The sequence below is a fragment of the Chromohalobacter israelensis DSM 3043 genome, from assembly GCF_000055785.1.
Lineage (GTDB): Bacteria > Pseudomonadota > Gammaproteobacteria > Pseudomonadales > Halomonadaceae > Chromohalobacter > Chromohalobacter israelensis.
Genome location: NC_007963.1, coordinates 852,748 through 865,113, shown reverse-complemented (window position 1 = coordinate 865,113; position 12,366 = coordinate 852,748). Strand labels below are relative to the sequence as shown.

Sequence of the window (12,366 nt, the reverse complement as noted above, 5' to 3'; positions counted from 1 at the left end):
ATCCCCACACACGATCAGAAGTTGTTACTACCCAAGGTGAGGATCATCTTGCCATCATTTGCTGCGCGCCTGCACCGAGGGCGCCCTCAGCGGCAACGAGGAAGAGCAGTACACCAAGCGGAAATTTCTGCAGGTAAAAAACATCATCGAACCCCATTGCGGTCTGCTCAGCGAACTACTCGAGGCGCATCGGTCGGTCCGGAGACGGGAAGAGGACGCCAAGCGGTTCACCTGCGTACTCGATAATCTGACCGAAGCAGAACGTGACGTGTTTGAAACACTCAGCGAGAACCGCTTGGGGCCCGCTATACGGTTGAAGCAGGAGCATATCGCCCAGTGCTGGTTGCTGGAGGCGCTGGGTCGATTCAAAGCGTGCCCTGTCAGCTGATGGTGCTCAACCAGGCATCATGCAAACTCAACATCCCCTCTTCTCGCGGCGACACCGAGCCGAGCAGTAGACGACATTCTCCCAGTCCCGCGCCCACTTCTTGCGCCAGGCAAAGGGACGCTGGCACACCGGGCAGATCTTGGTGGGGAGGTGAGGTTTGCGATGCGGCATCAAGGCGTCTCCCGAAGCCCACCCCGGATCAGTGCGGCGAACGATTCCGCCGCGTCGGCCTCGCTGCAGTTACCGCGCACCATGGCCGCCGACAGCGCGTCACCCGCACCGATCAAGCCCACACAGCGGCGTTCGAGCTCAGTCTCCTCAAGCGTGCAATAGGGCCGCAATACCGCCACGACCAGCTGAACGTAGCCATCGAGCAACTCCTGATAGACCGCCTCTTTCTCTTCGCTTCCCGCCAGCGCGGCGCCAATGGCATGCCACTCGCCGCTGGTGTCGGCATGGCAATGCACGTGGGCGGCCGCGAGCAGCGACGCAGTTTCCTCGAAGCTCCGGCCCTCGGTCGTCAGCGTTTCGCGAAGCGCCTCCGATTGCCGGCGGTCGATCAGTTTGTATAACGCGATCAGAAGCTGCGAGCGTGTTCCGAAATGATCATAAGCGACCGGCTTGGAGACGCCGGCACGCACTGCCAGATGGCCCAGCGTCAGTCGATCCGCGCCCTCTTCCCGCACGATCTGCAACGCCGTATCGAGTAATTGGTTCCGCCGCTCGGGCCCGGAGAGCCGCCTGGCGCCTGTTTTCTGTCCTGTCTCGCTTGCACTGCGCTTCACGTTCTCCCCTCTTCCATGCTCTCTGGCAGATTGAAAACCTACCACGAGTAGGTTAATGTTCAAAAACCTACCTTTAGTAGGTTAACTCTCGACCCGGAGAACCGACATGACACTCGACCCCATCCTGCTCATTGGAGGCGCCGGTAACGTCGGCCGACAGGTGTCACGCTTCCTGCGCGAAGCGTATCCGGAACTTCCCCTGCTGATCGGTGGACGCGATCTCGCCAGCGCCCAGCAAGCGGCCGCCGGTATCGGCAACGCCGAAGGCGTGGCGGTGGACCTCGACGCGCAAGACCTCGGCCTCGGCGCGCGCCCGGTCAGCGCCATCGCGATCTTTTTTACCGACACCACCACTGCGGCGCTTCAATTCGCGCAACGCCGGGGCGTGCCCTATCTCAGCGTGTCCCCCGCCATGACCGAAATCGGCCCCGACATCGCCGCCTATATGCACCGACCGAAGGCTGCACCGGTGATACTGGGTACCGAATGGCTGGTGGGAGCGACGACGATTCCCGCGCTCGAGTTCGCCAAGACATTCCGTCGCATCGACACGATTCGCATCGGCGCCTTGCTGGACGAGCAAGACGAAGGCGGCCCGGCCTCCTTCGACGACCTGGAGCGTCAGACGCAGGCCCTTCCTGCCGTCCAGGCGCGCCGCAACGGCGCCTGGGTCTGGCGCAGCGGCGACGATCTCGAGACCCGTTTCCGCGCCGCCGATGGGGCAATGCTGGAAGCGACCGGACTATCACCTCACGACGTGTTCGGCCTCGCCACCGTCACCGGTGCCCCCAACGTTGAATTCAACCTGGCCATTGGTGTCAGCTCGAGCCGCCGCCGTGGCGAGCCGATGTCCACCGAGATCATCATCGAACTCGAGGGCGAGGATCAGGCAGCGCAGCCACTACGCTCACGCCACGCAGTGACTCACCCAGAAGGGCAGATGCCGCTGACAGGGCTCGGGGTCGCGCTACTTCTCGAGAGGCTCGTTGGCCTCGATGGCAAACCAGCGGTTCGCGCGGGGCTCTACTTTCCGTATCAACTGCTGGACCCCGCGGCCTACCTCGAGCGCTTCACGCAGGCCGGTGGGCGGATCCTGGAGCTCGACGTCCGCTAACGCCCCAGCACATGCACCCTCCTCCCAAGTCGTGCATGCTGATGGGCAAGGAGACAACGACACCACGGTAGCCAGGACAGGCAGGGGGATGCATGAGCCAGGAATCGGAACCGACGCGCAAGGCACTCTACGCGCAAGCGCAACAGCAGGAGATCTCGGGACGCTCGCAGATGAGCAAGGCGGAACTGGCGGCGGCGCTCGAGCGGCAGTCGTTCGAGAAGGCCGCCGCGCCGGTGGTGGCGACGCGTTTCGATACCTTCAAGCGCCTGGCCGAGGCAGTGGCGGCTGGCGAGTTCGTGCTGCGCCCGCGCGCACTGACCGGGTTCGAGCGTCGTCGGCACGTGCGCCAGACGCTGCGCGAGGATCACCAGACACGCATCGCGGAAGGTTGCGAGGAAGCCGGCGCCAAGTTCGACCAGCTCTCCGACTCGCTGTTTTCGTTCTTTCGCGGCACGGCGCTGTTGTTCTACCGCGACATGGCCGGCGACGACGCCTGGATGCCCACCGTACTCGCGCTCGGCGACGTTCACCCCGGCAACTTCGGCGTCATGCCCAACGTGGACAACGTGCCGATCTTCTCGGTCAACGATTTCGACGAAGCCTACTACGCGCCCTTCACCTGGGATATCAAACGCGGCGCGGTCGGCTTCATGATCGCCTCCGAAACCGAGGGCGAGCTCAAGCACAAGCATCGCGTCAAGGTCGTGCGTCGTTTCGTGCAGGGCTACATCGAGACGATGGAACGGCTGGCGCGCGAAGGCACCGAGCAGGATGAGGAAATGCGTCACGACAACGCGCCGAAGCTCATCCGCAAGCTGTTCGAGGACGCCGATGAAGACCGTGCCGAGTGGCTCGCCGACGACTACCTGAACGAGACACGCAGCGGCTTCCGCCCGACCAGGAAACTGGTGCCGATCTCGTCGCGCCGTGACGAATTCCAGGCGATCACCGACCGGCTGGTCGAGGAAAACGAGATCGACGTGCCGGCACGCGCCAAGGGACGAGACAAGCATGGCATGCACGTGAAGGACGTGGCGATACGTCTCGGCCAGGGCACCGCCTCGCTGGGGCTCAACCGCTATTACGTGCTGATCGAAGGCCCCCGGCGCGACGGCACGGACGACTTGATCATCGAGTACAAGCAGGCCCGGCGCTCCGCCCTGTCCGGCCTGGTACCGCCCTCCGCCTACGAAATGGACACCCTCGCCGAACGCATCAGCCATGCCCAGGCCGTGCACCTGATACGCGGCGATCTTTTCTACGGCCACGTCACGTTCGAGGGGCACAGCTATCTATCCCGCGAGCGCGCGCCGTTCCGCGACGACATGGACCTCGACGACCTCTCCAAGAGTGAATGGAAGGAATACGCCCATATCTGCGGCGGCGTGCTTGCCACCGTGCACGCCCTCTCGGACGAATCCGGCAAGCTCGACTACGACATCGAGCCCGCGATCCTCAATGCCATCGGCCCACCGGCACTGTTCGCCGAGGACATGGTGGAATTCGCCACCGAGGCCGCCGACCGCCTGCATCGGGACCACGCAATGTTCCGCGAGGATCACGCTCGGGGCGCGTTCGAGCACCTGGACTGGGTACACCGGTGATTCAGGCGGTGCCAAGTGCACTTTGGTACGCTCGGTGCCCGAGCTACTCGCGAAGATCACGCACGAGGGACATTCTCACAGTGGATATGGTGCACCGATGCCTCAACCCAACAGCAGATCGCCCTCGATGGAGATGAGCTGGCTCGTCACGTGCCTCCGGGATCAAGCGGCCGGCCCGGTGCTCTCGCGTATCACCAGCTCGAAGGGCATGATGCGATGCTCACCCGTTGCGCCATCCCGGTCATCGATGATGTCGAGCAACAGGGCCACGGCCTCGCGACCGAAATCCTCGGCGGGCTGGGCGATGGTCGTCAGGGGAGGATCGCAGAAGGAAGCGAAGGCGATATCGTCGAATCCCGCCACCGAGATGTCCTCAGGTATCCGCAGCCCCGCTTCCTTGATGCGCCGCATGGCACCCATGGCCATTTCATCATTTTCGCAGAAGATCGCCGTGGGTGGGTCAGCTTGCGACAGCAGATCGCCAGCCGCCCGGTACCCTGAGGATGGCGTGAAGTCACCGGGACACACGAGGCTTTCGTCCGGCGCCAGGCCGGCGACGGCCAGGGCATCCTGAAAGCCCAGCAGACGATCCCGGGTCAAGGGACTGTTGCGCGGCCCCTTGATCATGCCGATACGGCGGTGCCCCAGTGCCAGCAGATGCTCGGTCACCGCCCGGGCGGCGGCTCGGTTGTCGAGCTTGACGGTGGGGCACGGTGCCTCGTCGAGCACCTCACAGGCATTGACCATCGGCGGTCGCGCCTTGCCGTCCGAGGCCGTGAAGGGATTATAGGCGCGCAACTGGATGAGACCATCGGCCTGACGGGTCGACACCAGGCCGGCGTAAGCCCGCTCGGTACGTTCATCGCCGAGTGTATTGCACAGCAGAATGCCGTACCCTCGCCGCTGCGCCGCTTCCTGGATGCCGCCAATCACCTGGGAAAAGAAGGTGTTGGCGATGGTCGGCACCAGCACCACCAGGTTACGGGTGCGTTGCGACCGGAACTGCACCGCCGTGAGGTTCGGTCGATAGTCGGCCTGCTCGACGGCGGCCAACACTTTGTCACGCGTGCCCGGCGAAACGACGTCGGGGGTCTTCAAGGCGCGCGACACCGTCGCCACCGACACACCGGCCAGCTCGGCCACCTTGCGAATATTGGTCATGCCTGGCTGTCTACCTCCCCTCGTCGCCTACCTCGGCACCATCATGCGGGCCAGTCTACTGCATCATCGCCCCTGGCTCACCGCTACTCCCGTTCGCCTCCCTGCGACCTAGGTCTCATTGAACCCGTGCGGTTCACGGACTAGCTTTCAGCGAAATGTAACCGGTTACACTCACCTATGAGACCGGTCGAGACAGTCCAGCCGAACCCTGTGGAGGACGAATGACAACAGCAAAACGACGCGTGCGAATGGGCATGATCGGGGGTGGCGAAGGCGCCTTCATCGGCCGGGTACATCGCCTGGCCGCCGCTCTGGATGGCGAGCTCGAACTGGTCTGCGCCAGCTTCAGCCGCGACCCCGGCAACAACGCCCGCACCGGCGAAGCCTGTGGCCTGTCGGCACAGCGCCTCTACCCCGACTGGCAGTCACTGATCGATGGCGAGCGCCGGCTACCCGACGACCAGCGCATGGACGTGCTGGTCGTGGTCACGCCCAATCACCTGCACGTGCCCATCAGCCAGGCGGCGATCGAGGCGGGTTTCCATGTCTTCTGCGAGAAGCCGGCGGCGACCACCCTGGCGGAAGCAAGCCGACTCGCCGCCACCCTCGAAGCGAGTCAGAGCCTCTATGGTCTCGCCCACACCTATCTCGGTTACCCCATGGTCTGGCAGGCACGCCGCCTGGTCAGCGATGGCGAGCTCGGCCGGCTGCGCAAGATTCATGTCGAATATCCCCAGGGCTGGCTCGGCACCAACCTCGAGGGCACCGGCAACAAGCAGGCGGGATGGCGCACCGACCCCGCCATCGCCGGTGCCAGCGGCTGCATGGCCGACATCGGCACCCACGCCTTCGGCCTCGCCGAGTTCATCTCGGGACACCAGGTCACCGAGCTCTGCGCCGCCCTCGGCATCCATGGCGAACAGCGGCGTCTCGATGATGACGGCGACGCCCTGTTCCGCACCGCCGAAGGGGCCAGCGGCACCCTGATGGCCAGCCAGGTCTGCACCGGCGAGGAGAACGCCCTGAAGATCCGCCTGTATGGCGATCGCGGCGCGCTGGAGTGGCAGCAGATGGAGCCCAACACCCTGATTCACCGGCGCCTTGATGAGCCCATGCGGGTGCTGCGCGCGGGGATCGACCAGCCCGGCCTGGCGCCGGAAGCCCTGCAGCGCCTGCGCCTGCCCGGCGGCCATCCCGAGGGTTACCTGGAGGCCCTGGCCAACCTCTACCGCGACTTCGCCGACGCCGTCCGGCGTGGCGATCGCGGCGCCGCCGAGGGCGTTCCCGGCATGGACGAGGGGCTGCGGGGCATGGCCTTCATCGAGGCCCTGCTGAAAAGCCAGGCCGGCACCGCCAAGTGGACATCCCTCGAGGACACTTCCCAGCGGCACGACGCGGAGGCAACGACATGACAGGCACTCACGACAACGGCATCAAGGGTCCGGGGCTCTTTCTCGCCCAGTTCCTCGACGACCACCCGCCTTTCGACGATCTCGACACCATCACCCGCTGGGCCGCCTCGCTCGGCTATCGTGGCGTCCAGATGCCGACGGTCGATCCACGCCTGATCGATCTCGAACTCGCCGCCGACAGCCAGCATTACTGCGACGAACTGGCCGGACGCTGCGCCGAGGCCGGTGTCGCGATCAGCGAGCTTTCCACCCACCTGCAAGGCCAGCTGGTGGCGGCACACCCCGCCTTCGATGAACTCTTCGACGGCTTCGCCCCCGCGCACCTGCATGGACGGCCGGACGCACGCCGGCACTGGGCCGAGTCGCAACTCAAGCTCGCCGCCCGCGCCAGCCGTCGCCTGGGGCTGACAGCACACGGCACCTTCTCCGGTGCCCTGCTGTGGCCCTACGTCTACCCCTGGCCGCAACGGCCGTCGGGGCTGATCGAGGAAGGCTTCGCCGAACTGGCCCGTCGCTGGCGGCCGATTCTGGATGTCTTCGACGAGCAGGGCGTCGACCTGTGCTTCGAGATTCACCCGGGAGAAGACCTGCACGACGGCGCCACCTTCGAGCGCTTCCTCGACGCCGTGGACGGCCACCCCCGGGCGAAGATCCTCTTCGACCCCAGCCACATGGTGCTGCAGCAGCTCGACTACCTGGGCTTCATCGATCGCTACCACGAGCGGATCGGCATGTTCCACGTCAAGGATGCGGAGTTCACGCCCAGCGCCCGCAGCGGGGTCTACGGCGGCTATCAGGGATGGGTCGACCGCCCCGGTCGCTTCCGCTCGCTGGGCGATGGCCAGGTCGACTTCAAGGGCATCTTCTCGCGGCTCACCCAATACGGCTACGACGGCTGGGCGGTGCTCGAATGGGAATGCTGCCTCAAGGATGCCGCCCAGGGCGCCGCCGAGGGCGCGCCCTTCATTGCCAGCCACCTGATCAAGCGGGCCGACAAGTCCTTCGACGACTTCGCCGACACCGGCTCGGACCCGGCGCGCAACCGGCGTCTGCTGGGGCTCGACGAGACGCACTGACACCCACCACACAATAACGAGGGTTCGCCATGCTACGCACACGGCTCGGCATCATGATGTTTCTGCAGTTCTTCATCTGGGGCGGCTGGTTCGTCACCCTGGGCACCTTCCTCTCTCAGAACCTGAACGCCAGCGGAAGCCAGATCGGCATGGCCTTCTCGACCCAGTCATGGGGCGCGATCATCGCACCCTTCATCATCGGCCTGATCGCCGACCGCTACTTCAACGCCGAGCGCATCCTCGGCGTGCTGCACCTGGCCGGCGCCGCCCTGATGTTCGGTCTGTACCGCGCCCAGGACTTCACCACCTTCTATCCGTTGGTGCTGGTCTACATGATCCTCTACATGCCCACCCTGGCGCTGGTGAACTCGGTCTCCTTTCGCCAGATGCGCGATCCCTCGCAGGAATTCGCCAAGATCCGGGTCTGGGGCACCATCGGCTGGATCCTCGCCGGACTGGCGATCAGCTACCTCTTCTCCTGGGACGGCGCCGAGGCCATCGCCGGCGGCGCGCTGCGCAATACCTTCCTGATGTGTGCCATCGCCTCGCTGGCACTGGGCCTCTACTGCTTCAGCCTGCCCGCCACGCCCCCCAAGGCAAACAACCGCAAGGGCGGGCTGAAGGAGATCCTCGGACTCGATGCCCTGAAACTGCTCAATGACCGCAACTACGCGATCTTCTTTGTCGCCTCGGTACTGATCTGCATTCCGCTGGCCTTCTACTACCAGAACGCTAATCCCTTCCTCGCGGAGATCGGCGTGGCCAACCCCACCGGCAAGATGACCCTGGGACAGGTCTCGGAAGTCTTGTTCATGCTGCTGCTGCCGGTGTTCATCCACCGCTTCGGCATCAAGATCACGCTGATCGTCGGCATGCTGGCCTGGGCCTTGCGTTACGCCCTCTTCGCCGTCGGCGATGCCGGTGAAGGCGTCTACCTGCTGCTGATCGGCATTGCCCTGCATGGCGTGTGCTACGACTTCTTCTTCGTCTCCGGGCAGATCTACACCGACGCACGTGCCGGCGAACGCTTCCAGAGTGCCGCCCAGGGCATGATCACGCTGGCTACCTACGGGGTCGGCATGTTGATCGGCTTCTGGGTCGCCGGCCTGGTCACCGACCACTACGCCACCGCTGGCGGTCATGACTGGCAAGGCATCTGGCTGTTCCCCGCATGCTTCGCCCTCGCCGTCCTGCTGCTCTTCCTGGTGACCTTCAAGGACAAGGACCGCGCCAGGCAAGCGCCCGAGGTGAAACGTACCTGAAAGGGCCGCGGTCGGTTCGCTGGCGCCATGCCGGCGGACACGACCGGGACCACGACATGTTCCGCGAGGATCACGCCCGGGAGCCGCCGACTGACGTATGGTAATGCGATCGGGACAGGAAACGCATGTCGTCGACGAAAACATTGCGTTTCAGCAGGAACAGCGCTTCCTGAACACACCGCTTCACGTCGTTGGAGGCTAATCTACAAGGGCTGTTCAAGCGGGGATGGTGAAACCACTGCGAGAATCGAGCATCGCCTGTCGAGTCGCCAGCCCCTGGAAAATCGGTATCCGGCTTCTACCAACAGAAGGTAAAGAGATGGCAATCATTACGACTCGAGACGGTGCGAACGTTTTCTACAAGGATTGGGGAGCCAAAGACGCCCAGCCCATTGTCTTTCACCACGGCTGGCCGCTTTCGGCGGACGACTGGGATAGTCAGATGCTGTTCTTTCTATCGCAGGGCTACCGTGTCATCGCCTTCGACCGCCGAGGGCACGGGCGCTCGGATCAGACCGATACGGGCAACGACATGGACACCTACGCGTCCGACACGGCAGAGCTGGTGAACGCACTCGATCTGAAAGACGCCGTTCATATCGGCCATTCCACCGGCGGCGGCGTCGTCGCGCGCTACGTCGCCCGGGCAGAATCAGGCCGCGTCGCCAAGGCCGTCTTGATAGGCGCGGTGACCCCGCTGATGCTGCAGACATCCGCCAATCCGGAAGGCACGCCCAAGGAGGTGTTCGACGGCTTTCGCAGCGCCCTGACAGCCAATCGCGCACAGTTCTTCAAGGATATCCCCGCCGGCCCGTTCTACGGGTTCAATCGCGACGGTGCCGTGGTCAGCCAGGGCCTGATCGACAACTGGTGGCGACAGGGCATGGAAGGCGGCGCCAAGGCCCAGTACGACTCCATCGAGGCATTCTCGGAGACCGACTTCACCGACGACCTCCAGGCGATCACGATTCCCGTGCTGGTGATGCACGGAGAGGACGACCAGATCGTTCCGATCGCGGCCTCGGCCCACAAGGCGGTCAAGCTCCTGCCCAACGGCACGCTGAAGACCTACCCCGACCTGTCGCATGGCATGTTCGCCACGCACCCCGAACGGATCAACGCCGACCTGCTCGAGTTCATACAGGCGCGCTGATACGTGGCTTTTGCGGGCTCGACGGGGACATCGAGCCCGCTCTCCTCGACACCCGTGCGTAGCGGTACTTCAACCCAATCGTGTCGCGTATGGCGAATGCGACGTGGCCCCACTGGCTCATCGCCATCAGCCAATTTCCAGAGATTGAATCCTGTCACCCGACATCAGAAAGCGGTGCTCGAGTCGCACCGGGCTACCGGGGAAGTTGCCGATGACATCGGCGACAACGATCACCCGGTGCCCTTCTTGCGTCACCACCGAGGGTGTCACGCTGTACTCGAAGGCCTTTCTCGTCCCGGCCATCCAGGCCTGGATGGCGTCATGCCCCTGATGGATGTGGCCTTCGTCCAGCACGGCAGCGTCCGCCGTGAAACAGTCGGTCAGGCGGGTGGCGTCCTGCCCGTTGCTGACCTCGAAGTAGGTGGCAATGGCGGGAAACAGGGAAAGTGTCATGGTCGTCCTCGTCGCAGGAAAGTTGCCCTATGGGCATCTTCTTCCTAGGCTTACATTTCATCAAGAACGCACCCAAAAGTAAGTCACGCACTCATGAGAAAGGTTTATACCCCTTCGACCGCGGCGGTCGGCGTCGAAGACGTGCTGAAACTGCTGGAAGGCCGCTGGAAACTGGTCATCCTGTTTCACCTGTTCGACGGCAAGGTACAGCGTTACTCGGACTTCGAAAAACTGATCCCGGGTATCTCCCAGAAAATGCTGGCCCAGCAACTGCGCCAACTGGAGGCGGACGGCATCGTGACCCGCAAGGTCTACCCGCAGGTACCGTACCGCCCAAGGTGGAATACCGCCTGACCGAATGGGGTCAGGCCCTGTGCCCGGCACTGGATGCCCTGCTGAAATGGGCGGAACAGAAAGAAGCGCTGCAACCACGGGAGGCGCCGAATCAGGAGACGGCTGACTAACGCCTATCGGCCAGTCCCTGTGCCGCGAGGATGGCGCGAGGGTGCGTCCGAACGCCTGGACGGGTGCATCGGTGATTCGAGCAGGGGCCGAGAGGCGACAACGTTTCTGATTCATCAGGATAATCGACAATGAAATTATCAACTGGTGGCTGTCTGTGCGGCAAAATCCGAGTCACTGCGCATGGCGAGCCACTTCGGGTCGGCATCTGCCACTGCATGGACTGCCGCAAGCATCACGGCGCGCTCTTCTATGCCGCCGCCGACTACCTCGCGGAAGCGGTGACCATCGAAGGCGAGCCGCACGAGTACCAGGGACGCTACTTTTGCTCCATCTGCGGCTCGTCGGTCTTCTCGATGAGCGATGGCGAGGTCGAAGTCCACCTGGGGACGCTCGATGTCCCCGATCGATTCATGCCGACCTATGAGCTATGGACCATTCGGCGTGAACACTGGCTGCCGCCGTTTCCGCTCGCGGAGCGTCACGAACGAGATCGCACGCCGCCCGGGGCTGACACTTGACCGAGCATGACGCCGACCGGACCACCACGGTCTAGAGCCATCAGCCGGGCTCCGTCACGAAAGAGGTGGATGGATGACGGGCGCATGCCGCGCCATCAGCTCGGCGATCCACTCGATGAACACGCGCAGCTTCGCGCTGACATGCCGGTTGGGCGGATACGCCAGGTACAGCGGCATCGGGTCGAGCCGCCAATCCTCGAAAAGGGCCACCAACTCACCCGAGGCGAGATGCTCCCTGGCCATGTAGTCCGGCAGCCACAGGATGCCCAGGCCGGCCAGCCCCGCCGCGAGGTAGCTGTTGCCATCGTCCGTCGACAGGACGTAGCGGCCTTGTACCTTGATGCTCTCCTCCCGGCGATGCATGGCGAAGGGCTTGCCGAACCGGGACCCCAGGAAACCCACCACGCGGTGATGGGTATTCTCCAGGTCGCCGGGGTGCGCGGGCGAGCCGGCGCGTTCCAGATAGCTTGGCGAGGCATAGACTCCTAGCGGCAAGTCACCGATGCGCCGTGCCATCAGCGATTGGTCGGTCAGCTCGCCACCGCGCACGACGCAATCCACCTTCTCATCGATGATGTCCACCATGCGATCGCTGACGCCCAAGTCCAGTTGGATGTCCGGGTAGCGGGCATGGAACTCAGGCAGCGCCGGTATCAGGATCATGCGCGCCAGCGGGCTGGGGACGTCCACCCGCAACCGGCCTCGCGGCTCGCTCGCAGCGCCGGAAAGGCTCGTCTCGGCATCGTCCAGGTCGGCCAACAGCCTCAGCACGCGCTCATAGTAGGCAGCCCCGTCGGCGGTCACGTTGACCTTGCGCGTGGTGCGGTTCAGCAGCCTGACACGCAAGCGTGCCTCCAGTTGCTGCACGAGCTGCGTGACGCTGGTCCTGCTCATGTGCAGGGTGTCGGCGGCCTTGGTGAAGCTGCCGGTTTCCACCACCCGCGCAAACGCCCGCATTGCATCGAAACGGTCCAT

At 64.2% G+C, this 12,366-nt stretch carries 15 protein-coding genes; 10 read left to right on the top strand and 5 right to left on the bottom strand.

Going from position 1 to position 12,366, the window contains the following annotated elements:
- Positions 1–58: 58 nt before the first annotated feature.
- Positions 59–388 (top strand): Wadjet anti-phage system protein JetD domain-containing protein, encoded by a 330-nt coding sequence (locus CSAL_RS03945; RefSeq protein ID WP_011506076.1) that lies wholly within the window; start codon positions 59–61, stop codon positions 386–388.
- A 27-nt stretch (positions 389–415) separates the two neighbouring features.
- Here CSAL_RS03945 and CSAL_RS17130 read toward each other — a convergent pair whose 3' ends face one another.
- Positions 416–559, bottom strand: coding sequence for a DUF2256 domain-containing protein (locus CSAL_RS17130; protein WP_011506075.1), 144 nt, complete (start codon positions 557–559; stop codon positions 416–418).
- The gene (locus CSAL_RS03940; protein ID WP_011506074.1) at positions 559–1,173 is read right to left on the bottom strand and encodes a TetR/AcrR family transcriptional regulator; all 615 of its coding nucleotides are present in this window, start codon (positions 1,171–1,173) and stop codon (positions 559–561) included. Before CSAL_RS03940 ends, CSAL_RS17130 begins: the two co-directional genes overlap by 1 nt.
- 106 nt (positions 1,174–1,279) lie before the next feature.
- On the opposite strand from CSAL_RS03940, the gene CSAL_RS03935 reads away from it, so the two are divergent.
- Positions 1,280–2,287: a hypothetical protein gene (locus CSAL_RS03935; RefSeq protein ID WP_011506073.1), complete on the top strand. Its 1,008-nt coding sequence runs from the start codon at positions 1,280–1,282 to the stop codon at positions 2,285–2,287.
- Positions 2,288–2,379: 92 nt separating this feature from the next.
- On the top strand, positions 2,380–3,891 hold the full coding sequence (locus CSAL_RS03930; protein WP_011506072.1) for a DUF2252 domain-containing protein: 1,512 nt from the start codon (positions 2,380–2,382) through the stop codon (positions 3,889–3,891).
- 162 nt (positions 3,892–4,053) lie between these two features.
- Here CSAL_RS03930 and CSAL_RS03925 read toward each other — a convergent pair whose 3' ends face one another.
- Positions 4,054–5,052 (bottom strand): LacI family DNA-binding transcriptional regulator, encoded by a 999-nt coding sequence (locus tag CSAL_RS03925; protein WP_011506071.1) that lies wholly within the window; start codon positions 5,050–5,052, stop codon positions 4,054–4,056.
- Positions 5,053–5,273: 221 nt separating this feature from the next.
- On the opposite strand from CSAL_RS03925, the gene CSAL_RS03920 reads away from it, so the two are divergent.
- The 4 genes from CSAL_RS03920 to CSAL_RS03905 all read left to right on the top strand — a co-directional run bounded on the left by CSAL_RS03920 (position 5,274) and on the right by CSAL_RS03905 (position 9,955).
- Positions 5,274–6,464, top strand: coding sequence for a Gfo/Idh/MocA family protein (locus tag CSAL_RS03920; RefSeq protein ID WP_011506070.1), 1,191 nt, complete (start codon positions 5,274–5,276; stop codon positions 6,462–6,464).
- Complete coding sequence (locus CSAL_RS03915; protein ID WP_011506069.1) at positions 6,461–7,540, top strand: sugar phosphate isomerase/epimerase family protein; 1,080 nt, start codon at positions 6,461–6,463, stop codon at positions 7,538–7,540. Before CSAL_RS03920 ends, CSAL_RS03915 begins: the two co-directional genes overlap by 4 nt.
- 29 nt (positions 7,541–7,569) lie before the next feature.
- The gene (locus CSAL_RS03910) at positions 7,570–8,802 is read left to right on the top strand and encodes a nucleoside permease (RefSeq protein ID WP_011506068.1); all 1,233 of its coding nucleotides are present in this window, start codon (positions 7,570–7,572) and stop codon (positions 8,800–8,802) included.
- 226 nt (positions 8,803–9,028) lie between these two features.
- Positions 9,029–9,955: an alpha/beta fold hydrolase gene (locus tag CSAL_RS03905; RefSeq protein ID WP_244846484.1), complete on the top strand. Its 927-nt coding sequence runs from the start codon at positions 9,029–9,031 to the stop codon at positions 9,953–9,955.
- Positions 9,956–10,081: 126 nt separating this feature from the next.
- Here the strand turns inward: CSAL_RS03905 and CSAL_RS03900 are convergent, their stop codons facing one another.
- A complete protein-coding gene (locus CSAL_RS03900; protein ID WP_011506066.1) occupies positions 10,082–10,408 on the bottom strand; it encodes a nuclear transport factor 2 family protein in 327 nt (108 codons plus the stop codon).
- A gap of 93 nt (positions 10,409–10,501) precedes the next feature.
- Between CSAL_RS03900 and CSAL_RS03895 the strand changes: the two genes are divergently transcribed.
- The 3 genes from CSAL_RS03895 (at position 10,502) to CSAL_RS03890 (ending at position 11,391) form a co-directional block, all read left to right on the top strand.
- Positions 10,502–10,762 (top strand): winged helix-turn-helix transcriptional regulator, encoded by a 261-nt coding sequence (locus tag CSAL_RS03895; protein ID WP_244846482.1) that lies wholly within the window; start codon positions 10,502–10,504, stop codon positions 10,760–10,762.
- Positions 10,747–10,872, top strand: coding sequence for a winged helix-turn-helix transcriptional regulator (locus CSAL_RS17825; protein ID WP_370599262.1), 126 nt, complete (start codon positions 10,747–10,749; stop codon positions 10,870–10,872). Before CSAL_RS03895 ends, CSAL_RS17825 begins: the two co-directional genes overlap by 16 nt.
- A gap of 129 nt (positions 10,873–11,001) precedes the next feature.
- Entirely contained in the window at positions 11,002–11,391 is a 390-nt protein-coding gene (locus CSAL_RS03890) for a GFA family protein (RefSeq protein WP_011506065.1), read from the top strand.
- Between the two features lie 54 nt (positions 11,392–11,445).
- Here the strand turns inward: CSAL_RS03890 and CSAL_RS03885 are convergent, their stop codons facing one another.
- Positions 11,446–12,366 (bottom strand): LysR family transcriptional regulator, encoded by a 921-nt coding sequence (locus CSAL_RS03885; protein WP_011506064.1) that lies wholly within the window; start codon positions 12,364–12,366, stop codon positions 11,446–11,448.

What these genes read in the sequence shown, in the direction of transcription:
- CSAL_RS03890 (WP_011506065.1), top strand. Translation starts at nt 11,002, where the DNA reads ATGAAATTATCAACTGGTGGCTGTCTGTGCGGCAAAATCCGAGTCACT.
- CSAL_RS03900 (WP_011506066.1), bottom strand. Translation starts at nt 10,408, where the DNA reads ATGACACTTTCCCTGTTTCCCGCCATTGCCACCTACTTCGAGGTCAGC.
- CSAL_RS03905 (WP_244846484.1), top strand. Translation starts at nt 9,029, where the DNA reads ATGGTGAAACCACTGCGAGAATCGAGCATCGCCTGTCGAGTCGCCAGC.
- CSAL_RS17130 (WP_011506075.1), bottom strand. Translation starts at nt 559, where the DNA reads ATGCCGCATCGCAAACCTCACCTCCCCACCAAGATCTGCCCGGTGTGC.
- CSAL_RS03930 (WP_011506072.1), top strand. Translation starts at nt 2,380, where the DNA reads ATGAGCCAGGAATCGGAACCGACGCGCAAGGCACTCTACGCGCAAGCG.
- CSAL_RS03920 (WP_011506070.1), top strand. Translation starts at nt 5,274, where the DNA reads ATGACAACAGCAAAACGACGCGTGCGAATGGGCATGATCGGGGGTGGC.
- CSAL_RS03935 (WP_011506073.1), top strand. Translation starts at nt 1,280, where the DNA reads ATGACACTCGACCCCATCCTGCTCATTGGAGGCGCCGGTAACGTCGGC.
- CSAL_RS03885 (WP_011506064.1), bottom strand. Translation starts at nt 12,366, where the DNA reads ATGGACCGTTTCGATGCAATGCGGGCGTTTGCGCGGGTGGTGGAAACC.
- CSAL_RS03915 (WP_011506069.1), top strand. Translation starts at nt 6,461, where the DNA reads ATGACAGGCACTCACGACAACGGCATCAAGGGTCCGGGGCTCTTTCTC.
- CSAL_RS03925 (WP_011506071.1), bottom strand. Translation starts at nt 5,052, where the DNA reads ATGACCAATATTCGCAAGGTGGCCGAGCTGGCCGGTGTGTCGGTGGCG.
- CSAL_RS03910 (WP_011506068.1), top strand. Translation starts at nt 7,570, where the DNA reads ATGCTACGCACACGGCTCGGCATCATGATGTTTCTGCAGTTCTTCATC.
- CSAL_RS03895 (WP_244846482.1), top strand. Translation starts at nt 10,502, where the DNA reads ATGAGAAAGGTTTATACCCCTTCGACCGCGGCGGTCGGCGTCGAAGAC.